The sequence below is a fragment of the Gordonia malaquae genome (assembly GCF_037148075.1).
GTDB lineage: Bacteria > Actinomycetota > Actinomycetes > Mycobacteriales > Mycobacteriaceae > Gordonia > Gordonia malaquae.
On the sequence record NZ_JBBCUB010000001.1, the window covers coordinates 994,040 to 1,016,446 of the forward strand.

25 protein-coding genes, 1 pseudogene and 1 riboswitch are annotated in these 22,407 nt (G+C 65.7%); of the genes and pseudogenes, 16 read left to right on the forward strand and 10 right to left on the reverse strand.

Translation table 11 applies throughout. From position 1 onward, the window contains the following. Nucleotides 1-2: 2 nt before the first annotated feature. The 9 genes from WFK36_RS04920 (at nt 3) to WFK36_RS04960 (ending at nt 7,764) form a co-directional block, all read left to right on the forward strand. The gene (locus WFK36_RS04920; protein ID WP_336790188.1) at nt 3-770 is read left to right on the forward strand and encodes an alpha/beta hydrolase family protein; all 768 of its coding nucleotides are present in this window, start codon (nt 3-5) and stop codon (nt 768-770) included. A 103-nt stretch (nt 771-873) separates the two neighbouring features. Then, a complete protein-coding gene (locus WFK36_RS04925; RefSeq protein WP_008380303.1) occupies nt 874-1,917 on the forward strand; it encodes a PhoH family protein in 1,044 nt (347 codons plus the stop codon). Continuing rightward, complete coding sequence (ybeY, locus tag WFK36_RS04930; RefSeq protein WP_008380302.1) at nt 1,914-2,459, forward strand: rRNA maturation RNase YbeY; 546 nt, start codon at nt 1,914-1,916, stop codon at nt 2,457-2,459. Before WFK36_RS04925 ends, ybeY begins: the two co-directional genes overlap by 4 nt. Nucleotides 2,460-2,464: 5 nt before the next feature. Continuing rightward, nucleotides 2,465-3,841 carry a hemolysin family protein gene (locus WFK36_RS04935; RefSeq protein ID WP_008380300.1) on the forward strand — a complete coding sequence of 459 codons (1,377 nt, stop codon included), beginning with the start codon at nt 2,465-2,467 and terminating at the stop codon, nt 3,839-3,841. Next, complete coding sequence (gene era / locus WFK36_RS04940; protein ID WP_008380299.1) at nt 3,838-4,755, forward strand: GTPase Era; 918 nt, start codon at nt 3,838-3,840, stop codon at nt 4,753-4,755. The genes WFK36_RS04935 and era overlap by 4 nt, the downstream gene beginning before the upstream one ends. A 51-nt stretch (nt 4,756-4,806) precedes the next feature. Further along, a complete protein-coding gene (locus tag WFK36_RS04945) occupies nt 4,807-5,247 on the forward strand; it encodes a phage holin family protein (protein ID WP_008380298.1) in 441 nt (146 codons plus the stop codon). Nucleotides 5,248-5,300: 53 nt separating this feature from the next. Next, on the forward strand, nt 5,301-6,128 hold the full coding sequence (locus WFK36_RS04950) for an alpha/beta fold hydrolase (RefSeq protein WP_336790195.1): 828 nt from the start codon (nt 5,301-5,303) through the stop codon (nt 6,126-6,128). 56 nt (nt 6,129-6,184) lie between these two features. After that, entirely contained in the window at nt 6,185-6,967 is a 783-nt protein-coding gene (gene recO / locus WFK36_RS04955) for a DNA repair protein RecO (protein WP_008380295.1), read from the forward strand. Further along, nucleotides 6,967-7,764 (forward strand): isoprenyl transferase, encoded by a 798-nt coding sequence (locus WFK36_RS04960; protein ID WP_336790198.1) that lies wholly within the window; start codon nt 6,967-6,969, stop codon nt 7,762-7,764. Before recO ends, WFK36_RS04960 begins: the two co-directional genes overlap by 1 nt. Nucleotides 7,765-7,769: 5 nt before the next feature. Here WFK36_RS04960 and WFK36_RS04965 read toward each other — a convergent pair whose 3' ends face one another. From WFK36_RS04965 to WFK36_RS04985, 5 genes are all read right to left on the reverse strand, one after another. Then, nucleotides 7,770-8,480 (reverse strand): Clp protease N-terminal domain-containing protein, encoded by a 711-nt coding sequence (locus WFK36_RS04965; protein ID WP_336790200.1) that lies wholly within the window; start codon nt 8,478-8,480, stop codon nt 7,770-7,772. Nucleotides 8,481-8,561: 81 nt separating this feature from the next. After that, a complete protein-coding gene (locus WFK36_RS04970; protein WP_336790202.1) occupies nt 8,562-9,056 on the reverse strand; it encodes an endonuclease domain-containing protein in 495 nt (164 codons plus the stop codon). A gap of 19 nt (nt 9,057-9,075) precedes the next feature. Further along, nucleotides 9,076-9,393 carry a type IV toxin-antitoxin system AbiEi family antitoxin domain-containing protein gene (locus WFK36_RS04975; protein WP_336790204.1) on the reverse strand — a complete coding sequence of 106 codons (318 nt, stop codon included), beginning with the start codon at nt 9,391-9,393 and terminating at the stop codon, nt 9,076-9,078. A gap of 121 nt (nt 9,394-9,514) precedes the next feature. Continuing rightward, nucleotides 9,515-9,922, reverse strand: a complete 408-nt coding sequence (locus tag WFK36_RS04980) for a Fur family transcriptional regulator (protein WP_336790206.1) — start codon at nt 9,920-9,922, stop codon at nt 9,515-9,517. Further along, the gene (locus tag WFK36_RS04985) at nt 9,919-10,251 is read right to left on the reverse strand and encodes an ArsR/SmtB family transcription factor (protein WP_008380284.1); all 333 of its coding nucleotides are present in this window, start codon (nt 10,249-10,251) and stop codon (nt 9,919-9,921) included. Before WFK36_RS04985 ends, WFK36_RS04980 begins: the two co-directional genes overlap by 4 nt. A gap of 124 nt (nt 10,252-10,375) precedes the next feature. On the opposite strand from WFK36_RS04985, the gene WFK36_RS04990 reads away from it, so the two are divergent. Further along, complete coding sequence (locus WFK36_RS04990) at nt 10,376-11,767, forward strand: glycine--tRNA ligase (RefSeq protein ID WP_336790209.1); 1,392 nt, start codon at nt 10,376-10,378, stop codon at nt 11,765-11,767. 63 nt (nt 11,768-11,830) lie between these two features. On the opposite strand, the gene WFK36_RS04995 is transcribed toward WFK36_RS04990, so the two are convergent. After that, a complete protein-coding gene (locus WFK36_RS04995) occupies nt 11,831-12,370 on the reverse strand; it encodes a maltokinase N-terminal cap-like domain-containing protein (protein WP_336790211.1) in 540 nt (179 codons plus the stop codon). A gap of 31 nt (nt 12,371-12,401) precedes the next feature. On the opposite strand from WFK36_RS04995, the gene WFK36_RS05000 reads away from it, so the two are divergent. Next, nucleotides 12,402-12,557 (forward strand): hypothetical protein, encoded by a 156-nt coding sequence (locus WFK36_RS05000; RefSeq protein WP_169332789.1) that lies wholly within the window; start codon nt 12,402-12,404, stop codon nt 12,555-12,557. Here WFK36_RS05000 and WFK36_RS05005 read toward each other — a convergent pair. Beyond that, complete coding sequence (locus WFK36_RS05005) at nt 12,554-13,195, reverse strand: pyridoxamine 5'-phosphate oxidase family protein (RefSeq protein WP_336790216.1); 642 nt, start codon at nt 13,193-13,195, stop codon at nt 12,554-12,556. The genes WFK36_RS05000 and WFK36_RS05005 overlap by 4 nt on opposite strands. Before the next feature lie 120 nt (nt 13,196-13,315). Here WFK36_RS05005 and WFK36_RS05010 point away from each other — a divergent pair, with 120 nt between their 5' ends. Beyond that, entirely contained in the window at nt 13,316-14,737 is a 1,422-nt protein-coding gene (locus WFK36_RS05010) for a WS/DGAT/MGAT family O-acyltransferase (protein ID WP_336790218.1), read from the forward strand. 9 nt (nt 14,738-14,746) lie between these two features. On the opposite strand, the gene WFK36_RS05015 is transcribed toward WFK36_RS05010, so the two are convergent. The 3 genes and pseudogenes from WFK36_RS05015 to WFK36_RS05025 all read right to left on the reverse strand — a co-directional run bounded on the left by WFK36_RS05015 (nt 14,747) and on the right by WFK36_RS05025 (nt 18,296). Next, nucleotides 14,747-15,604, reverse strand: coding sequence for an SDR family NAD(P)-dependent oxidoreductase (locus WFK36_RS05015; protein WP_419717395.1), 858 nt, complete (start codon nt 15,602-15,604; stop codon nt 14,747-14,749). Between the two features lie 177 nt (nt 15,605-15,781). Next, a pseudogene (locus WFK36_RS05020) lies at nt 15,782-16,570 on the reverse strand (alpha/beta fold hydrolase); the annotation flags it as partial. A gap of 97 nt (nt 16,571-16,667) precedes the next feature. Further along, nucleotides 16,668-18,296 (reverse strand): vWA domain-containing protein, encoded by a 1,629-nt coding sequence (locus WFK36_RS05025; RefSeq protein ID WP_336790224.1) that lies wholly within the window; start codon nt 18,294-18,296, stop codon nt 16,668-16,670. 226 nt (nt 18,297-18,522) lie between these two features. On the opposite strand from WFK36_RS05025, the gene WFK36_RS05030 reads away from it, so the two are divergent. The 4 genes from WFK36_RS05030 (at nt 18,523) to WFK36_RS05045 (ending at nt 22,392) form a co-directional block, all read left to right on the forward strand. Continuing rightward, nucleotides 18,523-19,260 (forward strand): hypothetical protein, encoded by a 738-nt coding sequence (locus tag WFK36_RS05030; RefSeq protein ID WP_336790226.1) that lies wholly within the window; start codon nt 18,523-18,525, stop codon nt 19,258-19,260. Nucleotides 19,261-19,338: 78 nt separating this feature from the next. Beyond that, a riboswitch (cobalamin riboswitch) is annotated at nt 19,339-19,518 on the forward strand. A 56-nt stretch (nt 19,519-19,574) separates the two neighbouring features. Further along, on the forward strand, nt 19,575-20,600 hold the full coding sequence (locus WFK36_RS05035; protein WP_336790228.1) for an ABC transporter substrate-binding protein: 1,026 nt from the start codon (nt 19,575-19,577) through the stop codon (nt 20,598-20,600). Continuing rightward, nucleotides 20,597-21,628 carry a FecCD family ABC transporter permease gene (locus WFK36_RS05040; protein ID WP_336790230.1) on the forward strand — a complete coding sequence of 344 codons (1,032 nt, stop codon included), beginning with the start codon at nt 20,597-20,599 and terminating at the stop codon, nt 21,626-21,628. Before WFK36_RS05035 ends, WFK36_RS05040 begins: the two co-directional genes overlap by 4 nt. Next, entirely contained in the window at nt 21,625-22,392 is a 768-nt protein-coding gene (locus WFK36_RS05045) for an ABC transporter ATP-binding protein (RefSeq protein ID WP_336790232.1), read from the forward strand. Before WFK36_RS05040 ends, WFK36_RS05045 begins: the two co-directional genes overlap by 4 nt. Nucleotides 22,393-22,407 lie beyond the last annotated feature (15 nt).

Sequence of the window (22,407 nt, forward strand, 5' to 3'; positions counted from 1 at the left end):
CCGTGCGCCGCGTCAAGATCGCGTACGGCGACGCGCCGAGCATGTTCGGTCATCTCTACCTGCCGGACGCCGACAAACGTGGTGAGGGGCGCGCCCCGATCGTCGTGCTCGTTCACGGCGGATTCTGGTCCACCGAGTACTCGCTTGTGGTCTACACCGGAGTCGCACGGGCGCTCGCCGATCGGGGCGTTGTGGTGTGGAATGTCGAGTATCGAAGGCGCGAGGAGACAGGTGGCGGGTGGCCCGGCACCGGGCGCGACGTGATCGCCGCGATCCGCGCCTTGGACGGTCCCGTCACCGATCAACTCGCCACCGCCGGAATCCGGGTCGACGCGTCGAATGCGACCGTCATCGGACACTCTGCAGGTGGACACCTGGCGGTGTGGGCGACCGCACGCCTTCGCGGCGCCACCGACCGGTTCCGCATCGGCACGGTGATCGCGCAGTCGCCGGTTCTCGACTTCACCGAAACCGGCGCCCACGACCGGCCGTCGGTGGTCGACCTGATGGGCGCGCCGTTCGACAAGATCCCGGACCGGTATCGCGAAGCGTCGCCGTCGCAGCAGCCTCCGTTCGACTCGACCGTCGTCGTGATCCACACCGTCGACGACGAGTCGGTCCCGATCGAGATGAGTCGGCGCTACGTCGCCGACGCCACCGCCCGTGGCCAATCCGCAGTCCTCTACGAAGTGCCGGGGGAGGGGCACGACGCCTTCGTGGACCCGACGTCGGCGGCCATGCGCCAGACTCTCCGGGTGCTCGGCGTCTGACCGCGGAAACATCTCAGATGCGGTTTGCAGCGTCGGCGATAGACTGAAACGACCACCCCCGCGTGCGCGGGGAACAACTGAACGTCGAGGAGTGACGGATTTAGTGAGTGACTTGAGCCGCGAAACGGTGAAGGCCGACGCGGTGGCGACGTCTCGGATCGATGTGCCGCAGGATCTGGCGGTCGGACTTCTCGGGCCGACGGATGTGAATCTCCGGACCCTGGAACAGCAGCTTCCCGCCGACATCCATGTCCGCGGAAGCCGGATCACCCTCACCGGGACCCCCGCAGACGTGGCCGGGTCCGAGCGCGTGATCTCCGAACTGGTCAAGCTGGTCCGCACCGGCACCCAACTGACTCCCGACCTGGTCCGCCAGAGTACGTCGATTCTCGCGACCGGCCAGAAGGAGTCGCCCGCCGAGGTTCTCAGCCTCGACATCCTGTCGAATCGCGGCAAGGTGATCAGGCCGAAGACTCTCAACCAGAAGCACTACGTCGACGCGATCGACAAGAACACGATCGTGTTCGGACTCGGACCGGCAGGCACCGGAAAGACCTACCTCGCGATGGCGAAGGCAGTCCAGGCGCTGCGGGCCAAGGAGGTCAATCGCATCATCCTCACGAGGCCTGCTGTCGAAGCCGGTGAACGGCTCGGGTTCCTGCCCGGCACGCTGAGCGAGAAGATCGACCCCTACCTGCGTCCCCTGTACGACGCCCTGCACGACATGCTCGACCCGGAGGCGATTCCGAAGCTGATGGAGTCCGGTGTCATCGAAGTCGCTCCGCTCGCGTACATGCGGGGACGGACGCTCAACGACGCGTTCATCATCCTCGACGAGGCGCAGAACACGACCGGCGAGCAGATGAAGATGTTCCTCACCCGCCTCGGATTCGGCGCGAAGATGGTCGTCACCGGCGATGTGACTCAGGTCGATCTGCCCGGCGGCGCCACCAGTGGACTTCGTGTGGCCTCACGGATTCTCGACGGCATCGACGACATCCATTTCGCCGAGCTGACCAGTGCCGATGTGGTCCGGCACAAGCTTGTCGCCGACATCGTCGACGCGTACGGCCGCGCCGATGAGGAAGCGGAGGGCAACCGCGCGATGAGGCGCGAAGGTCTGCGACAGGGAGGTCGGCGCCGATGAGCATCGAACTGTTCAACGAATCGGGCGTCGACGTCCCGGAGCAACTGATCATCGAAGCCGCGCGTTTTGCGATGGCGCGGATGGACGTGCACCCCGCAGCCGAACTCTCCATCCAACTCGTCGACCTGCAGGCCATGACCGACCTGCACGTGCAGTGGATGGACCTGCCCGGGCCGACCGACGTGATGAGCTTTCCGATGGACGAGCTGACCCCGGGCGGTCGGCCCGATGCCGCCGACCCCGGTCCGGCGATGCTCGGCGACATCGTCCTGTGCCCCGAATTCGCGGCCGACCAGGCCAAGAGTCAACGTCACAGCTTCGAGCACGAGATCGCTGTGTTGACTGTGCACGGTGTGCTGCACCTGCTGGGCTTCGACCACGCCGAGCCGGACGATGAGAAGGAGATGTTCGGCCTGCAGGGGCAGATCATCGTCGACTGGTACTCGGCGCGTGACGACCGTGTGCGACTTCAGGAGCAGGCACAGCGCGACACCAGGCTGCTTCGGAACACCGGCTTCTCCGGCGACACGGCCGGGAGCTGACTGATATGACTCGCGACATCGTCTTCATCGGTGCCGCCGTCGCGCTGACCGTTCTCGCCGGCCTGTTCGCCGCGGTCGACACCGCGGTCCAGACAGTCTCGACGGCGCGCGTCGACGACATGGTCAAGGACCAGCGCGCCGGTGCCAAACGGCTGCGGGCGGTCCTCGATCAGCGCGGGACGTACGTCGGTCTCGCAGTCCTGATGCGTGTGGTGTGCGAGACGGCGGCCACCGGCCTGGTGGCCGTGATCGCCGTCGACGGCATCGGTGTCGGGTGGGGTCTGGCGGTGACGATCGTGGTGATGACCCTCGTGTCGTACATCGCGGTCGGCGTCGGCCCGCGCACGCTCGGCAGGCAGCATGCGTACTCGATTGCGCTGATCGCCGCGCCGGTGCTGACCGCGATCGGCGTGCTGCTGCGACCCGTCACTCGACTGTTGATCCTCATCGGTAACGGGCTGACGCCCGGCAAGGGCTACCGCAACGGGCCGTTCGCGACCGAAGTCGAGGTCCGCGAAGTGGTCGACCTCGCGCAGGAACGTGGCGTGGTCGACGACGACGAGCGCCGCATGATCCAGTCGGTGTTCGAGTTCGGCGACACCAACGCACGCGAGGTGATGGTCCCGCGCACCGAGATGATCTGGATCGAGAACGACAAGTCGGCCACGCAGGCGATGAGTCTGGCAGTCCGGTCCGGGCACTCGAGGATCCCGGTGATCGGCGAGAACCCCGACGACATCGTCGGCGTCGTCTACCTCAAGGATCTCGTCGGACGGATCCTTCCGAAGATCCCGCTCGCCGGATTCACAGTGTCCGACGTGATGCGCGATGCCGAGTTCGTACCGGACTCCGCCCCGCTCGACGACGTCCTGGCCGACATGCAGACCAAGCGCAACCACATGGCTCTGCTGGTCGACGAATACGGCGGCATCGCCGGGCTCGTCACCATCGAGGACGTGCTCGAGGAGATCGTCGGCGAGATCTCCGACGAGTACGACGTCGACGAGGTGGCCCCGATCCAGAAGCTCGGTGACGACCGCTACCGGGTGTCGGCACGGCTGCCCGTCGAAGACCTCGGCGAACTGTTCGGCATCGAGATCGACGACGACGAGGTCGAGACCGTCGGCGGTCTCCTCGCACTTCGGCTCGGTCGTGTCCCGCTGCCGGGCGCCAAAGTGAAGTCGCACGGACTGAAGATGACCGCAGAGGGCGGCCCCAATCGGCTCGGCAGACAGCGGATCACCACGGTCGTGGTGCGTCGCGCCAAGAAGCAGGCAGACGGCGCCGGGCGGGACGACTGGTCGGACGACGAACCGGCCGAGACGCAGCAAGGGGATACGCTGCCTGAGACACACACTGATCCGATCGGAGAATCCGCTTGAGCACACCGTCGTCCACCGGCCCGCAGTTCCGGTCCGGTTTCGTCTGCTTCGTCGGCCGTCCCAACACCGGCAAGTCGACGCTGACGAATGCGCTCGTCGGCGACAAGATCGCCATCACGTCGAACCGGCCGCAGACCACGCGTCACGCGATCCGGGGCATCGTGAACCGACCCGACGCGCAGCTCATCTTGATCGACACGCCGGGTCTGCACCGTCCGCGCACCCTGCTCGGCCAGCGGTTGAACGACGTCGTCCGAGACACGTACTCCGAGGTCGACGTGATCTGCGTCTGCATACCCGCCGATGAGGCGATCGGCCCCGGGGATCGCCGGATCGTCGAGCAGGTGCAGACGATCGCGCCGAAGACCAAGAAGGTCGGCGTCGTCACCAAGATCGACAGGGTGAGCCCGGACAAGGTCGCCGAACAGCTCATGGCGCTCTCGCGGCTCATGGGTCCGGACGCCGAGGTGGTGCCGTGCTCGGCGAAATCCGGACGACAGCTCGACACTTTGTCGGACGTTCTCGTCTCCCTGTGTGACGAAGGGCCGGCCTTCTACCCCGACGGTGAGCTCACCGACGAGCCCGAGCAGGTACTGATGGCGGAGTTCATCCGCGAGGCCGCACTTGAAGGCGTTCGCGACGAGCTCCCGCACTCCCTCGCCGTTGTCATCGAAGAGGTCGTCCCGCGTGACGGTTCCGAGATCGTCGACGTCTACGCCCATCTGTTCGTCGAACGTGACAGTCAGAAGGGCATCATCATCGGCCGCAAGGGCGCCCGCCTCAAGGAAGTCGGGACCGCCGCCCGCGGTCAGATCGAGCGTCTGCTCGGCACCAAGGTGTACCTCGACCTGCACGTCAAGGTCGCCAAGGACTGGCAGCGGGATCCCAAGCAACTCGGTCGCCTCGGGTTCTAGAATAGGAGGGTTCCGACAATCGTCGGACCCTGCGAAAGGTTCCTCCCTGCCATGATTCGCTTCCTCCTGAACGTCGGCGTCAGTCTCGTCTCGTCAGCTGTCGGATTGCTCGTCTGTGCTTGGCTGATCGACGGATTCGACCTCAGGGCCCAAGGCTTCTTCATCGCCGTCGCGATCTTCACCGCCATGCAGGCGGTGATGGGCCCGTTCGTGTTCAACATGGCGCGCAAGTACGCGTCGGCGGTACTGGGAGGCATCGGCCTCGTCTCGACGCTGCTGTCGTTGATCATCACGTCGGTCGTCGGGAGTTCGTTGAGCATCTCCGGTGCCGCGGCCTGGATCTCGTCGACAGTGCTGATCTGGCTGATCACCGCCCTCGGCACCTGGGGCATCGGTTTCCTCGTCATCACCAAATGGTGGGAGGCTCGCCGCAGCGCGAAGGCGAAGGACCAGGCGATCGAGGACGCCCTCGACCGGCGGGCCAAGAAGTAGTCCGATAGTCCGAACGGTGGACAACGCTCGTCCTCCCGTTGCACGCTGGGGACATGCCGACCGTCGAACTGCCCGCGGGTCCGATCGACTACACCGACACCGGATCCGGTCCGGTGATCGTGTTCGGTCACGGACTCCTCATGAACGGGAATCTCTGGCGTGACGTGATCCCGCTCCTGGACGGCTACCGGTGCATCGCGCCGACGTGGCCTCTCGGTGCGCACCGACGTTCGATGAACGCCGACGCGGCACTCGACCACGCGGGAGTCTCTCGGATCATCGCCGACTTCCTTCACGCGCTCGATCTGTCCGAGGTGACACTCGTCCTCAACGACTGGGGCGGCGGTCAGTTCATCGTGTCGGAGCGATGCCACGACCGGATCGGCAGACTGGTCCTCGCGTCATGCGAGGCGTACGACAACTTCCCACCCAAACCCGCACGACCCGGCGTCGCACTGTGCCGACTGCCGGGTGGGCCTGCCCTTTTCATGCAGCTCACGCGCACACAGATGTTCCGTCGGAGAAAGCAGGCGTACGGCGGCCTCGCGAAGCGGGGGATCGACGACGCACTGCTCGACGAGTGGTTCGCGCCGGGCTTGCGCGACGCCGACATCAGGCGCGATCTCAAGAAGTTCGCGACCGGAACTCCATCGCGCGAGGTGCTCGACGACTGGCACCGTGAAGTGGTCACCTTCGACCGACCGGTGCTGCTGTTGTGGGCGACCGAGGACCGCATGATGCCCGTCGAGCATGCGCGGCGCATGGCGCACGAGTTCTCCAACGCGAAGCTCGTCGAGGTCGACGACGCGTGGACGTTGCTTCCGCTGGACCAACCCGAACGGGTGGCGGTTGAACTCGACTTGTTCATCACGGCTCACTGAGGTCCCGGTGCGGGTCGGATACGCCGAATGTCGGTGGCGGGTGGGACAATGACCCGGTGAGGTTCTACTCCGACGAAGCGGTGGTGCTGCGCCAGCACAAGCTGGGCGAAGCCGACCGCATCATCACCTTCCTCACCGCAGAGCACGGGCTGGTGCGCGCGGTGGCCAAGGGGATTCGTCGTACCCGCTCCAAGTTCGGCGCGAGGCTCGAACCGTTCGCCCACGTCGACGTGCACTTCTACCCGGGCCGCAACCTCGACGTCGTGACCCAGGTGCACAGCCTCCACGCGTTCTCCGACGACATCGCCGCAGACTACGGGCGATACACGACGGCGTGTGCGGTGCTCGAGACCGCGGAGCGTCTTGCCGGCGAGGAGCGGGCGCCTGCCAAACAGCTGCACCGGCTGACGGTCGGAGCACTGCAGGCGTTGGCCGAGGACCGTCGTGATCGTCAGTGGATTCTCGACGCCTTCCTGCTGCGCGCGATGTCGACGGCCGGTTGGATGCCGGCTCTGGACGTGTGCGCTCGGTGCGCACAACCCGGACCGCATCGCGCCTTCCACGTCGCAGTCGGGGGAGCGGTGTGCATCCACTGCCGTCCGGCAGGTGCGGCGACCCCGTCGGTCGGAGTGCTCGACGTGATGGACGCGCTCGCTCGTGGCGAATGGGATCACGTCAGCGCCGCCACCGACTCCCAACGCCGGCAGGCGACAGGCCTCACGGCTGCTCATCTGCAATGGCACCTGGAACGGCAATTGCGAACACTTCCGCTGATCGAACGGCACGCGCCGCACGCGATCATCACCGATGAACATCCCCTGGAAGGTCAGGTCAGCTGATGGCAAGCTTGCGTCGACGTCCCACGACGGCGGAGCCCGTTGTGGTCCGACCGCCGGACCCCCACCCGTCTGGCGCGGTGCCGCCCGCGATTCCCGCCGAGTTCGTCCCGAACCACGTCGCCTTGGTGATGGACGGCAACGGTCGATGGGCGCAGGATCGGGGACTGCCCCGCACCGAAGGGCACAAGCGCGGCGAGGCTGTGCTGATGGACTCGGTGTGCGGGTCCATCGAGATCGGCGTCAAGTGGCTGTCGGCGTACGCGTTCTCCACCGAGAACTGGTCGCGCAGCCCCGACGAGGTCAAGTTCCTGATGGGGTTCAACCGCGACGTGATCCGTCGTCGTCGCGACGAGATGAACGAGATGGGCGTCCGCGTGAGGTGGGCCGGTCGACGCCCCCGTCTGTGGCGCAGTGTCATCAAAGAACTCGAAGTCGCCGAAGAACTGACGAAGAACAACACCGTCATGACGCTCACCATGTGCGTCAACTACGGCGGACGCGCCGAGATCGCCGACGCGGCACGCGAGATCGCCCGCCGCGCCGCCCGCGGGGAGATCGACCCCGAGCGGATCACCGAGGCGTCGTTCGCCAGGTACCTCGACGAGCCGGACATGCCCGACGTCGACCTCTTTCTGCGGCCGTCCGGTGAACAGCGCCTGTCGAACTTCCTGCTCTGGCAGTCGGCGTACGCCGAGATGGTGTACCAGGAGAAGCTGTTCCCGGACTTCGACCGTCGCGACCTCTGGGCCGCATGCCTCGAGTACGCCAAACGCGACCGCCGCTTCGGCAGCGCCTGATCTGATCAGGGGGCCATCGCGTCGAGCATCGCGGTGAGATCCGACTCCATGGCGGCACGGTCGACGCCTGCATCGGCGAGCGGTCCTTCGCCGTTCTCCACTTCGAGAAGCGCCAGCAGGATGTGTTCGGTGCCGATGTAGGCGTGGCCGAGCCGGAGACCGTGGCGGAAGGTGAGCTCCAGTGCTTTGCGCGCCGAGGCGTCGTAGGGGACCAGGTCAGGGACCTCGCCGTCGACGACCGGCGAGGCCGCCGCAACCGCCTTCCGGATCTCGATCGGATCCACCCCTTGGCGTGTCAGGAGCAACGTGGCGAGTGACGTCTCGTCGTCGAGCAGTGCCGCCGCCAGGTGAGCGGCGGTGACCTCCGGATTCCCGGCGGACTTGGCGTCGTTGTGCGCAGCGGCCAGCACGTTTCGAGCTCGTTCGGTGAAGGCGGCGAAGCCCTTGCTCGGATCGAGTTTCGCGGCGCCGGGCGTGAACCGCTTCTGGGCGGCCTGCTTCGTGACTCCGAGGCACTGCCCGATGTCGTTCCACGAGGCGCCCGCTGCTCGTGCAGCGTCCACGAAGTGGCCGACGAGGTGGTCGGACATCTGGTCGAGGTGTTCGCCGGTCAGGACCGCCGAGGTGAGACGGTCCAGCGGGTCGTCGGAGTTCTCGGTGATACCGCGGATCAAATCGTCGAGGTTGATGGAGTCGAGGCGTGTCGGTTCGGTCATGCGTCAACTTTAGGTTGACGAATTGTGACCGTCAACCTTTGGTTGACAACGGTTGGCGGACTGGGTGTTCCCAAGATCGGTCTAGGTATCGAAGTCCGACGGCACAGTGCCGCCGAGCAGTGACAGATCGACCGATCTTTGAACCATCGCCCGGTCCTCGACGCCGCGAGCGTGATGCCTGCCCGCCCTGGTGATCGCGCGAATGTCGGCGAGTACGCCGTCCCAGTCGTACAGGATGTCGTCATACGTCAGGCGCATCACGATCCATCCGTCGACAAGGGCACGGCGATCGCGGTGGTGGTCTCGCTCGTAGTCCTCCTTCGAGGTGTGGTGACGAACGCTGTCGCATTCCAGCAGGAGTTTGCCGATCCGCAGGTCGGTGTGGCCGACACCCTCGACCGCTGGCTGGACGACCACGTCGTAGCCGACGGCACGGAGCCGCACCCTCGCGATGCTCTCCGTGCCCGACTGTGATCGCCGGTCGGTCTTCTCGAGCATCCCGATCACCTTCGCGCCCGTGACGCCCATGTCGGCAGCGAGGTCGCCGCGACCGACTCCCGTTCGGTTCCGATGCAAGTCGCATACTGCGATCCACTCATCGGAGTCGAGACATCGAGTCGCATGATTGAGGGCGACTGGAATCGGGTCGACGGCCTCGTTCGCCGTTCTTAGGCGGCCGACGAGTGGACGGCATTCGGGGAGCTTTCCGGTCAGATGAGGCGTCCGGCGCAGATGGAGTCCAGGATGGCCTGGAGGAATCCAGAGGCCGTGGAACTGAAGGGCGACGGCGGGGTGCGTACCAGCCGACGCGGAGTCGGACGAGGACGCCGGACTGCACTGCTCGGCGGATCAGTTCGTCGTCGTAGCCCATCGCCAGGAGTTGTGCGCGTGTGTACACACCGGAGTCGTCCATACAAGGTTGGACGCGCAGAACGGGGGATCGGTTCCGACATGGTTGGGGATACTCCGAAGATCGGTCGCTATTCCGAGGTTCGGCGGCACTATGCCGTCGGATCTGGAGATAACGACGGATCTCAGGAGCAGGCGGCGCAGGTTCCGAAGATCTCCACTGTGTGGCTGATGTCGGTGAAGCCGTTGTCGGCTGCGATGCGGGCCGCCCAGCGCTCGACCGGGTCGGCCTGGACCTCGACGGTGGTCCCGCACTCCCTGCACACCAGGTGATGGTGGTGGCCGGACGAGCAGTGGCGGTAGCGCGTCTCTCCGGAGCCGTCCCAGATGGCGTCGATCTGGGCGGCTTCGGTGAGCGCGGTGAGATTTCGATAGACCGTCGTGAGGCCGATCGACTCGCCTCGGTCACGCAGTTTGTCGTGCAACTGCTGTGCCGACAGGAAGTCGTCGGTCGAGGCGAGCACGTCTGCGATCGCGGCTCGCTGCTTGGTGGACCGCTGGCCGGTCACCGGCTTCGTGGGCTTCTCGGTCACTGTTTCGCCTCGCGCAGTTCTGACGCGTGGATCAGCGCGTCCACCACGATGTGGGCGACGTGGTCATCGGCGAGTGCGTAGTCGATCTCCCTGCCACGACGGGTTCCGACGACGACTCCGGACTTCTTGAGAACGCTCAAGTGCTGGCTCACCTGCGGTTGGTTCAGGTGCAACGCGTCGACGAGTTCGTGGACGCACATGGACCGCTCGCGCAGGCTCAGGACGATGGCGACTCTGGCAGGCGACGCGAGCGAGCGCAGGAGGTCGGCGGCTGCTGCGTTTCCCGCATGGTCGGTCGTCGGCGTCACGGAGGGACTCGGGTGAACCATCCCATCATCTTAAAGGAATTGATTGTCATTTGCCGTTCCAGTGTGGAGGGAGGTGATGCGGTGTTGCACGCAACGACTACCCTGGTGACTGTTCCCAACCCCAACGTCGTGGAGATCAGAAACCGTGGCTGTGCAGTCCAAAGTCGATGCTGTCGTCAACCTCGCCAAGCGGCGCGGTCTGGTGTACCCGTGCGGTGAGATCTACGGTGGTACGCGCTCGGCCTGGGACTACGGCCCCTTGGGTGTGGAACTGAAGGAGAACATCAAGCGTCAGTGGTGGCGGACCATGGTCACCTCGCGCGACGATGTGGTCGGCCTCGACTCATCGGTCATCCTCCCGCGTCGCGTGTGGGAGGCGTCGGGTCACGTGGACGTGTTCACCGATCCACTCATCGAGTGCACCAACTGTCACAAGCGTCAGCGCCAGGATCATCTCCAGGAGGCGTACGCGCTCAAGAAGGGCATCGACGACCCCGACACCGTTCCGATGTCGGAGGTCGCCTGCCCGGACTGCGGGACCAAGGGCCAGTGGACCGAGCCGAAGGCCTTCTCGGGTCTGCTCAAGACCTTCCTCGGCCCCGTCGACGACTCCGAGGGTCTGCACTACCTCCGACCGGAGACGGCCCAGGGTATCTTCATCAACTTCAAGAACGTGATGACGACGTCGCGCCGCAAGCCGCCGTTCGGCATCGCACAGGTCGGCAAGAGTTTCCGCAACGAGATCACGCCCGGAAACTTCATCTTCCGCACCCGCGAGTTCGAGCAGATGGAGATGGAGTTCTTCGTCAAGCCCGGTGACGACGAGGAATGGCACCAGCACTGGATCGACGCTCGCTTCAACTGGTACGTCGATCTCGGCATCGACCCGGAGAACCTGCGTCTCTACGACCACCCGAAGGAGAAGTTGTCGCACTACTCGAAGCGCACCGTCGACGTCGAGTACAAGTTCGGCTTCGGCGGCAACCCGTGGGGTGAGCTCGAAGGCGTCGCGAACCGCACCGACTACGACCTCCGTACGCACAGCGAAGCGTCCGGCGACGACCTGGTCTACTTCGACCAGGCGACCGGTGAGAAGTACACGCCGTTCGTGATCGAGCCCGCCGCAGGCCTCGGCCGGTCGATGATGGCGTTCCTGTGCGATGCGTACACAGACGAAGAGGTCCCGAACGCCAAGGGCGGCACCGACACCCGCACGGTGCTCAAGCTCGACCGTCGTCTCGCGCCGGTCAAGGCCGCGGTGCTCCCGCTGTCGCGGAACGAGAAGCTGTCGCCGAAGGCGCGCGACCTCGCCGCGGAGCTGCGCAAGCACTGGAACGTCGAGTTCGACGATGCTCAGGGCATCGGCAAGCGTTACCGCCGTCAGGACGAGATCGGCACGCCGTTCTGCGTGACGGTCGATTTCGACACCCTCGACGACCAGGCCGTCACTATCCGTGAGCGCGACACCATGAGCCAGGAGCGTGTCTCGCTGGACAAGGTCGTCGAGTACCTCGCCGGCAAGCTCATCGGTTCCTGACCTCGTGCGACACCGAGCCCGCCGCCGTACTTCCGGCGGCGGGCTTCGTTGTACGCGCTGCGATCAGGCGAGCGCGGCGACGACGCCGAAGCCGTCGTCCCAGCCTGCGACGAGTCGTGCGTCGCCGATGGCTGGTTCGGCGAGGTCGTGGGTGAAGAGGATGGTGTCGCCCGTCGAGGCGCCCTCGAGGCGGATCCGGACGGGCGGGTCCATCGGAACGACGCTCCCGTCGGCTTTGTGGACCTCGAGTGCGGCTTGCTCCAGATCTCCGTGCAGCGCACGTGTGAAGCAGTCGACGCCAACGGGGTCGGCGGCGGCGTCGTAGATCCACCTGTCGCCGAGCACGGAGTGGCTCATCGTTGTGATGAGATGTGCGTCGGCGCCGGGCAGGGGAGCGTCGCGGTAGGTGAGCGGAACGTGCAGCACGCGGTCGCCACGCGTGACGAGCAGTGCTTCGACGCCGACTCTGCCCGCTGGGTCGTCGAAACGATATCCGCCGATCATCGTGACCTCGCCTGAACCACCCCACGGGACCGCATCGAGATGCGCGATGACGAGTTCGAGTTTGGTGGGCGTGATCGTCGCCTGGTGCAGGACTGCCATCTCTGCAGAGCGTAGTCGGTACTGTTCACGTGTGAACCCGAGATTTCTCATCTTCTTCGCCTGCGTGCTGATGTTCGTCGCCTGCGCCATGATGGTCGGTCAACAGCAGTGGATGATGCTCGCGATCGCCGTGCCGGTCTGGCTGGCGATCCTCGGCTTCTGGGTGTACCGGCAGCGGACTCGCTAGGGCTTCTCCTCGGCAGCGGCCCGGAGTGCGGCGACCTCACTCTGCAGTTCGGTTATCCGGTCGATGTACGGCTGGACCCGCTCACGAACTTGGTCTGCTGTGTATTGAGGGACGAGGCTGCGGGAGCAGTTCCAGTCGAACGCCTCCACGTCGACGACGATGCTGCGCTCGCATGTCGCGGAGATCTCGCCGTCGTCCACCCGGCGAAGTCGGCGAAGGAGTTCGGGGTCGTCGGACACGTGTGCCCGGCCGAATACTTTGAGACGACTGCGCAGTGGATAGTCGGCGACGAAGATCGCGACGCGGCCGTCCGCGTCGATGTTGCCGGTGGACACGAATTGACGGTTGCCGCGGAAGTCCGCGAACGCGATCCGGTTGTCTCCTAGGTGATGGACGAATCCCGCTGGACCGCTTCGGTATTGGACGTACGGCCACCCTGATTCGGTGACAGTTGCGAGATGGAATTGAAAGGCGGACGTCAGCATTGACAGCTCGCGTGACCCGAGTTCCTGACGGCCTTCATCGACCGGAGCCTTGTCGCCTGACATGTCTCCGCCGTAGGCTCCGACGCTGCCGGCCGACCGTTGGCGCGCTCGGGCGGCGTCGCCGAACACGATGCGCTGGTAGCGATTTCCCATGACCTTCAGTGAACACCGATCCTTCGTTCGAAGGACGCCTTGGCGTGCTGATTGTGCTGGTGAGCACATTTTCCAAACAGAGTAGAACGTGTTCTAGTTCGCTGATGTAGTGTCGCCGACATGGACCGACTGAGTGGCCTTGACGCAAGCTTTCTCTACCTTGAGACCCCCGAGCAATTGATGCATGTCTGTGGGCTTCTCGTCCTCGACACGACGACAATGCCCGGCGGCTACTCGTACGCCGCCATGCGCGACACCCTGGAATCGCGAGTGCGGAAGGTCCCGCAGTTCACTCGCAAGATCAGGCGTGTTCCCCTCGATCTCGGGCACCCGATCTGGGTGAACGACGACCATTTCGACATCAATCACCACTTCCATCGCATGGCGCTGCCTAAGCCGGCGACCTACGCCGAGCTCGTCGAGGTGTGCGGCCATCTCGCCGGACTGCCGATGGACCGGAACCGCCCGCTATGGGAGATGTGGCTGATCGAGGGGTACATCGATTCGAACGGGGTCGAGAAGGTGGTGATCTTCTCGAAGATGCACCACGCGACGGTCGACGGCGCCTCGGGCTCGAACCTCATCTCGTACCTGTGCAGCCTCGAGCCGGACGCGCCCCCGCTCGCTCCCGACGCGGACGCCCGCAACGAGAGCGGCCCCGGCGGCCTGGAACTGTTCGGTCGAGGACTTCTGGACACGCTCGCTCGTCCGCTGTCGATCCCGAAGATGGTGATGCCGTCGGTCGGGCTGATCACCGCGACGATCGGCCGCGCACGCGAAGGAACGGCGATGGCGCCGCCGTTCACCGCGCCCCGCACCTCGTTCAACGGGACCATCAACGGTCATCGCACGATCGCCGTCGCCGACATGGATCTCGAGGACATCAAGACTGTCCGTCGAGCCACCGGCGCGACCGTCAACGACATCGTCCTCAGCGTTGCCGGCGGTGCACTGCGCGCCTACCTCGACGAACGTGGTGAACTTCCGGAAGCGCCCCTGCTCGCGTCGGTTCCCGTGTCCGTTCGCGGCGAGTCGGAGCGCGAGGGCGGCGCGAACAAGGTCTCGGCGCTGTTCGCACGTCTCGGGACCGACATCGACGACCCGATGGAGCGCCTCCAGTCGATGACGGAGGCCAACAAGAACGCCAAAGAGCACCACAAAGCGATTCCCGCCGACACGTTGCAGGACTGGGCCGAGTTCGCGGCGCCCCGGACCTTCGGACTCGCAGTCCGGGCCTACGCTGGTCTGCGCCTCGCCGAGAAGCACCCGGTGGTACACAATCTGGTGATCTCGAACGTGCCCGGACCGCCGATCCCGCTCTACTTCATGGGTGCGCGGATCGACGGCCTCTACCCGCTCGGACCGGTCTTCCACGGTGCGGGCCTCAACATCACCGTTCTGTCTAACAACGGCGTGGTGCACGTCGGAATCATCGCCTCCGAGTTGAGTGTGCGCAATCCTCAGACCATGGTCGAGCACTTCCCGCGTGAACTCGCCCGACTCAAGGAAGTCGCTGAATCGGGGGCCGCCGCGGTCGACTAGGGCGGGTAGTCACTCGACGACGGCGGCGCTGAACGTCGGCGGATCACCCAGGAACGGGCGGTGCGACGGCGGCTGGTTGCCGTCGACGTCGGCGACCCCGAGTTCCTGGGCGATCTCGGCTCCGACGAGGACCTGCCCGGTCCGGTCCATCAGTGCCGGGTCGCGATGCAGCGCGTCGATGATCCTGCCCGGGAACTCGACGCTCTCCGCCGTCGCGGCCAGTCCTTCGTACATGGCCGGATCGGCGGCGAACGCGGCCATCGTCCGTTCGGTCTTGAGCAGACCCATCCACAGGGAGATCACGGCGACGCCGAACGGTTTGAAGTCGACGGCCATGTCGTGGGCCATCTTGTCCACGGCGGCCTTCCCGGCGCCGTATGCCGGTCCGTGCATGTAGCAGGATCCGCCGAACGACGACGTGTTGACCACCAGGCCCGAACCGTTCGCGGCGAGCAGCGGGCCGGCGTAGAACGACGACACGTACGACGAGCGCATTCCGACGTCGAACAGGTCGGTGAGATCCAGTGGCTTCTCCCAGAACGGCCCCTTCTTGGTGAGCGCCGACGGGATCGCGATCGCGTTGTTCACCAGAATGTCCAGCTTGCCGTGTTCGGATCGGACACGATCGAACAGGGCTGCGACCTGGGCGTCGTCGGAGTGGTCGACGATCACGGGGATGCCGACTCCGCCGCGGGCGGTGATCTCGTCCGCGGTCTGCGCGACGGTGCCGGGCAGGTCGGCTTGGCCGTCAGCCGAGGTGCGGCCGGTGACGTAGACGGTGGTGCCGCTCGCGGCGAGTGCAAGGGCGATGCCTTTGCCCGCACCACGAGATGCTCCGGTGATAACGGCGATGCGGGTTGCGTTCATGTCCATCCTCAGTGCGTACTCCTGCTCGATTCGACGAAGCGTGTTCGCTCCCACCGAGCGGGAGGGAAGTCAGTTGGGGGTGCTGTTCTCGCGCCAGCGCGCGAGGACGGTGTTCGTGGCCTCGATGAGGACTGGGACGAACGCGTCGGCGTTCATCACGCAGCACGAGTGTCCCGCGTCGACCTCGTGGATGGTGGCACCGGGAATGCGTCGTGCCATCGCCATCTGGCGGGCCGGGGGGATCGCTTTGTCGCGCAACGGGACGACAACCGCGGTCGGAACATCGATCTGACGGATCCACGGCTTGGTGTGGTGGCTGCCGATCGCCGCGACAGCACGTCCGACGGCGGCCGGGCGAGTGGACTTGAACTCGGCGAGCGCCCACCTGTGGATGTCGTCTCTGGGATCGACAGGCCGGGGAGTCGCGCCTTTCGCCGGTGTCCGCCGACGGGGCGAACCGAGAGACATTCCCATGGCGCGATGAAACAGACGCTCGGTCGTGTTGGTCTGGAATTGATCGGTGCTGGCGCACAGCACGAGCCCGCCGACACGATCGGGATGCTGTCGCCAGACGCGCTGCGCGATGAGCGATCCCATCGAGAAGCCCGCGATGATCGCCTTGTCGATGCTCAGTGCGTCCAACACCGCGGCGGCGTCGTCGGCGCAGTCCTGCAGCGTGAACTTGTCGGTGTCGATGCCGCGACCGTGCAGTCGTTGGTCCATCGTGATGACGCGGAACTTCTTCGACAGCGCCGGAATGCTCGGGAACCACGTCAGCAGGCCGGTGGTCGACAATGCATGCAGCAGCAGAATGGCGGGCGCGTCGTCTGTCGGGCCGGGGGTGTCGGTGACGTACGTCGATCCGCGCCCGGGGAGTTCGACCATGCGGCCGTCGGGGATCTCCACGTCGGGGATCCGGACGTTCGCGGGCAGACGGGAGCCGAGGTCCCGGCGTGTACTACTCATCGATCCAGCCTTCGGTCGGCAGCAAGAAACTGGAACACGTTCCAGTGGTTTCGATCACTATGCCACAGGTCGACTTACGCTCGATCATGTCGAGTCGTCACTCGACGTAGTCGTGTCCGTTCCAGCGCAGGGTCTTCTTCGTGATCGTTCCGCCCGCGCAGTCGGGCGTGCAGTTGTTGCTGCTCTGTTCGATCACGTACCGCCCGTCCGACCCCGGGCCCTTCGCCTCGGCGTAATAGAACATGAGCTTGCCCATGTATCCCGATTCGTCGACGCCTGGATCGGCGAAGCCGGTCGGAGTCGGGACCAGGACGATCACACCGTCGTAGCGGCCGGGATTGTACTTCACAAAGGTGTTCCCGGTGATGTCGGACGCCGGGGAGTAGAACGACAGGCTGTCGTCATAGACACCGACCTTGATGACGGGCAGGACCGCCCCGGAGCCGGTCACCGAGATCACGCAGCCTTCGCCCATCGAATCGCCTGGTGCAACGAGGAACACCCGAACCGTGCCCAACTGGGGATGCTTCACGTCCGTCGTTCCGTTCACCGTGGTCGGGCATGTGCCGGACGGTGGCGGTGAATCGGGCAGCGGTGTCTGCGGGGCGGGTCTTGCTGCGCATCCGCAGACGACGACGTCCAGGATGCGACCGGAGCTGCCCGCGCCCTGCACTCTCGTCCGGTATCCGGTGCCGTCTGCCGTGCCCGCGTCGAACACGACGGTGCGGGTCCCGTCGGCGTTGTCGGAGTCGGAGACCGGCTTGCCGTAGAACCTCGTCGCGTCTGCGACACTGCTGCCGCGACCGATGCCGTCGATCGTGGTCGTCCCGCTGCCGGGACGGATCTCGACGAGAACCCCCGTGCCGGCGAACGCCCAGTCGCAGTCGTGCCAGTGGTGCACCGTCAGGTCGCCGTCGCGTGTCGACGACCTCGGGAAGTCCGGATGGTCGCGGCGGATGTCGATGATTCTGTCGCCCAACTCGATTCCGTTGAACGACGGACCATTGAGAACTGTGGATTGCGCCTTCTCGTCCTGCGTCGCCAACAGCCGTGCCGCCAACTGTGCCCCGTTCGCTGCGCCGACGAACATTCCTCCAGTGCTGTCGGCGACGCATCGCAGCTGGTCGCTGGCGTCACCGGAGGTCTTGAACCCGACGGTGGAGATCGACAGCTTCGGGTGAGAACGCTTGAGCTCCTTCGCCACGTCGCACGGTGGGGTGCCGCAGGTGTCCTCGCCGTCGGAGATCAGCACGATCGACGCGGCGGTGTCGTCGGGCAGCTGCTCGGCGGCGCGCTTCAGCGATTCCGCGATCGGTGTGAACCCACGAGGCACGACTCCGTTGACAGCCGTCCGGGCGGAGTTCTTGTCCACCGCACCGAGCGGGACGAGAACGCTCACGTCGCGGCAGCCTGCTCGGCGTTCCCCACGTGTGTTCCCGGTGCCGGTGCCGTAGGTGAGGATCGCCAGTCGTGATCCGGCTGGAATGGCGTCGATGAGCCCCGTCGCCGCTGATCGTGCAGCGTCGATCCGCGCGCCCGGCGCATCCGCGATGAGCATCGAATCGGACGCGTCGATGATCAACGCAGTCGGCGCGATGGCGGTGATCGTCTTCGACGTCGGCGCAGGCTGGGCGACCCGTGCCGGTGAGCCTTCGACGGAGCAGCCCGCCAAGACCGTGATGGTCGTCAGGACAGCGGCGGCGAGCAGGCGACGACAGGCGTTCACCAGCGCAGATTACGTCCGCGGAATCCTCGACGGCCGAACGCCACGACTCGATTCCTTCGAACGGACGAACTGCAGGGCCGAGGACTTGTAGTCCGAACGCGCTAATGCAGGTCACGATTGGGCACGCATTCATCACATTTCGGCACGAGACCGGTGTGGTGGGATTGAATTCGGGACACCATTGTCATCACCCGATCCTCTGAATTCTGAATCCTGGAGTGCCCTCATGAAGATCCGTCTTGCCGTCGCCGCCGTCGCGGCGTCCGCAGCCCTGCTCGGCGGTGTCGTCGCCGCACCGGCCCACGCCGCACCGACCGGCCAATCCCTCGCCGCCAAGAACGCGCTCGATTCGATCAACCCGCAGCCGCAGGACGCCGCGGACGTTGTTGACGGCATCGAGGCCGCCAACAAGATCCTCAAGCAGTTCGGCATCACCCCGTTCACGCCGACCATCGGCGCGTGCACGGACTTCACATTCCCTCTTGCACTCGGTGGCGCCGTGCCTGGTCCGTACACACCTCCCATCGGAGATTTGACGATCGATGGCGGTCTGCTCGGCAAGGCAGACTTGAACGCAGTGCAGAAGGGCGAGATCCTGTACGGATTCGTTCCGGTCGGCGTGTTCAACGACTCGGGCGACAAGGGCGGAATGCAGGTTGCGTGGTTCAACGTCAACACGTTCAAGGGTGGACTAGGCGAGAAGATGGGTGGCATCACCGACGTCATCCTCGACGGCGTCACCAAGCGGATCGGCAAGCTCGCCCCCGGACTGAAAGAGCTGGCGCAGGCCGCAGTCAACTCCACACTCAAGCCTGCCCTGAATCTGATTCCGTCCAACGGGGTCCGCGGTGGAATCGTCGACACCGGGTCGGGAACGGTGCTCTCCGCGATTTACGGATCGGTGAAGAAGGGCGATGCCACCTGCTACTTCTTCCCGTCACTCGGCATCGCGACCGCGAAGTAGTCCCGCACCACCGCACACAACGCCGCCCTCCTCCGCTCATCGGGAGGAGGGCGGCGTTGTGTGCGGTGAGCGGCCGGACCGTACGATGGACGGGCCAGCGCGCCCGACGAGTCGGGTAGGGAATCCGGTGCGAATCCGGGACTGACGCGCAGCGGTGAGAGCGACGCTCTGGACAACATGCCACTGGTGAGAACTGGGAAGGCGTTCGAGAAGCGGCAGACCTCGAGTCCGAAGACCTGCTGGCTCCGGCGGGCAGCGGCCTGCAGGATCCATTGAGAGTCTCGCGCACAGACTCGGACCCGCTGAAGGACTCCATGTCTCTCACCGCACGTCGTGCCCTGATCGGTTCGACCGTTCTGATCCTCGCCCTCGCCGGATGCGGCGCGACCGATCCCGAGCCGCCGAGCACGTCCGCCGCAGGATTCCCCGTCACCCTGCAGAACTGCGGCCAGTCGTTGACTGTCGATGCGCCGGCCCAGCGCATCGTCTCGCTGAATCAGGGGAGCACCGAAGTCCTGTTGTCTCTGGGGCTCGCCGACCGGATGGCGGGCACCGCAACGTGGACCGACCCCGTACTGCCGTCTCTCGCCGACGCCAATGCGAGAGTGAAACGGATCTCCGACGACTGGCCGTCGTTCGAGGCTGTGCTCGCCGAAGAACCCGACCTGGTGACCGCGTCGTTCGGTTCCACTCTCGGCAAAGGCGGCACCGCGCCGCGCCAACGCTTCACCGACCTCGGAGTGCCCACCTACCTCGCGCCGTCGGACTGCGAAGGCAAGAACGACACCGGCGGGGACGGGTCCCGAGACGAACCGATGACACTCGACTCGGTCTACAAGGAGATCACCGAACTCGGCGCCCTCACGGCGACGACGGATCGGGCGACTGCACTCATCGCAGAACTGAAGGGGCGCGCTCAGGCCGCCGCCGACTCGATCGACGCACGTGGGACGCGGGTCGCCTACTGGTTCTCCGACTCCGAGTCGCCGTACCTCGCAGGCTGCTGCGGCGCGCCGGGCGTGATCACATCGGCACTCGGTCTGATGAACGTCTTCGACGACACGCATGACGAGTGGCCGCAGATCAACTGGGAGGTGGTCGCGAGCCGGAACCCGGACGTCCTCGTCCTCGGCGACCTGACACGCGACATCCAGACAGGCGAATCGGCGCAGGGCAAGATCGCGTTCCTCGAATCCAACCCGGTCACTCGTGAGATGGACGCAGTGAAGAACAAGCGCTACATCCTGCTGTCGGGGGCTGCGATGAACCCGTCGCTGCGGACGGTCTACGGCATCTCCGATGTGGCGGCCGGACTGAAACGGCTCGGCCTGGGCAGATGATCCACCGCCTGCAGACTCGCCCGACCGCCCTCGCCACGCTGTGGCTGGGCGGCCTGGTGCTGCTGACGATCTCGATCGGGTTCGCGGTGACGATCGGCCCATCCGGTCTGGGCATGTCCGACGTCGCCGCATCCGTGCGAGCGGAGATCGTCGGCGGCACGTCGGGTTTGAGTCGGCTCGAGGAGTCGATCATCTGGCGACTTCGACTCCCGCAATCGGTCTTGGCCGCCGCCTGCGGTGCGGGTCTGGCGGTGTGCGGCGGCGTGCTGCAGTCACTGCTTCGGAACCCCCTCGCCGACCCGTTTGTCCTCGGTGTCTCGTCAGGCGCGTCGGTCGGTGCGGTGTCGGTGATTCTGCTCGGCGTGGGTGCAGGTGTCATCGGCATGGCCGGAGGCGCGTTCCTCGGCGCCATCGCCGCGTTTGCGCTCGTCCTGCTCCTGGCTCGGCTCGCGGGTGGCACCACCGACCGGGTGGTCCTCGCGGGCATCGCCGCGACACAACTCTTCTCGGCGTTGACCTCGTTCATCGTCTACACGTCCGCCGACGCGGAGCAGACTCGCGGGGTGCTCTTCTGGCTGCTCGGATCACTGTCGTCACCGTCGTGGACCGAGGTGGTGATGTGCGGCGCCGTCACCGTGGGCGGCCTCATCGTGTGTCTGCTGTACGCGGGCGCGCTCGACGCGTTCTCCTTCGGCGACGACGCGGCCGCGTCCCTGGGAATCCACGTGGCGCGCACCAGGCTCGTGCTGCTCTCGGTCACGGCGCTCATCACCGCTGTGGTGGTGAGCGTTGCGGGCGCGATCGGATTCGTCGGCCTTGTGCTGCCGCACGCCGCACGGGCGATCGTCGGGGTGCGGCATCGGGTGATGATGCCGACACTCGCCCTTCTCGGCGCCTTGTTCCTCGTGTGGGCGGACGTCGCAGGCCGGGTCCTCATCGAACCGCGAGAACTGCCGATCGGCGTGATCACCGCGATCGTCGGCGTCCCGGCGTTCATCGTCGTCCTCATCCGAGAGGGCCGACGATGATTCTGCAGGCGCACGACATCGGGTGGGACGTGGGACGGCGGACGATCTTGACCGGTGTGGACCTGACCGTCAGCAACGGCGAGGTCGTCGGACTCATCGGACCGAACGGATCGGGGAAGTCGTCGTTGCTACGCCTGCTCGCAGGCCTCCGACGTCCGTCGCGTGGACGAGTCGACCTCGACGGCGCCGACCTCGGTTCGATCTCCCGGCGCGACGCTGCACGTCGAATCGCATTTGTCGAACAGTCCGCGGTCACCGACCAGAATCCGACTGTCGCCGACGTCCTCGATCTCGGTCGCACTCCGCACCGCCGGTCGTGGGCGATCGGCTCGGACCGGGACAGACGAGTGATCGCGACCGTGGCGCGTGAGACCGAGATCGAGGGATTGCTGGGCGAGCGGTACGGCGCGCTGTCGGGTGGCGAACGCCAACGGGTTCAGATCGCGCGGGCATTCGTCCAGGAACCCGAGGTGATGATCCTCGACGAGCCGACGAACCATCTTGACGTGAAGTATCAGCTCAGTCTGCTCGATTTGGTGTCTACGCACGTCCGGAAGACATCGGCGGCCGCCATCGTCGCGCTGCACGACCTGAACCTCGCCGCGGCCTACTGCGACCGCATCGTCGTCCTGGCGGGTGGACGAGTGGTCGCCGACGGAACGCCGGCAGACACCCTCACCGAGCATACGATCGCGTCCGTCTTCGACGTCGCGGCACGCATCGTCGACGACGACGGACTCTGGATCCGAGTGGATCGCCGTTGACGCTTGTAGGGTTGG

Coding starts and splice junctions, on each gene's coding strand:
- ybeY (WP_008380302.1), top strand. CDS start 1,914: ATGAGCATCGAACTGTTCAACGAATCGGGCGTCGACGTCCCGGAGCAA.
- WFK36_RS04935 (WP_008380300.1), top strand. CDS start 2,465: ATGACTCGCGACATCGTCTTCATCGGTGCCGCCGTCGCGCTGACCGTT.
- WFK36_RS04945 (WP_008380298.1), top strand. CDS start 4,807: ATGATTCGCTTCCTCCTGAACGTCGGCGTCAGTCTCGTCTCGTCAGCT.
- WFK36_RS04950 (WP_336790195.1), top strand. CDS start 5,301: ATGCCGACCGTCGAACTGCCCGCGGGTCCGATCGACTACACCGACACC.
- WFK36_RS04960 (WP_336790198.1), top strand. CDS start 6,967: ATGGCAAGCTTGCGTCGACGTCCCACGACGGCGGAGCCCGTTGTGGTC.
- WFK36_RS04965 (WP_336790200.1), bottom strand. CDS start 8,480: ATGACCGAACCGACACGCCTCGACTCCATCAACCTCGACGATTTGATC.
- WFK36_RS04975 (WP_336790204.1), bottom strand. CDS start 9,393: ATGGACGACTCCGGTGTGTACACACGCGCACAACTCCTGGCGATGGGC.
- WFK36_RS04985 (WP_008380284.1), bottom strand. CDS start 10,251: ATGGTTCACCCGAGTCCCTCCGTGACGCCGACGACCGACCATGCGGGA.
- WFK36_RS04995 (WP_336790211.1), bottom strand. CDS start 12,370: ATGGCAGTCCTGCACCAGGCGACGATCACGCCCACCAAACTCGAACTC.
- WFK36_RS05005 (WP_336790216.1), bottom strand. CDS start 13,195: ATGGGAAATCGCTACCAGCGCATCGTGTTCGGCGACGCCGCCCGAGCG.
- WFK36_RS05010 (WP_336790218.1), top strand. CDS start 13,316: ATGGACCGACTGAGTGGCCTTGACGCAAGCTTTCTCTACCTTGAGACC.
- WFK36_RS05015 (WP_419717395.1), bottom strand. CDS start 15,604: ATGAACGCAACCCGCATCGCCGTTATCACCGGAGCATCTCGTGGTGCG.
- WFK36_RS05030 (WP_336790226.1), top strand. CDS start 18,523: ATGAAGATCCGTCTTGCCGTCGCCGCCGTCGCGGCGTCCGCAGCCCTG.
- WFK36_RS05035 (WP_336790228.1), top strand. CDS start 19,575: ATGTCTCTCACCGCACGTCGTGCCCTGATCGGTTCGACCGTTCTGATC.
- WFK36_RS05040 (WP_336790230.1), top strand. CDS start 20,597: ATGATCCACCGCCTGCAGACTCGCCCGACCGCCCTCGCCACGCTGTGG.
- WFK36_RS05045 (WP_336790232.1), top strand. CDS start 21,625: ATGATTCTGCAGGCGCACGACATCGGGTGGGACGTGGGACGGCGGACG.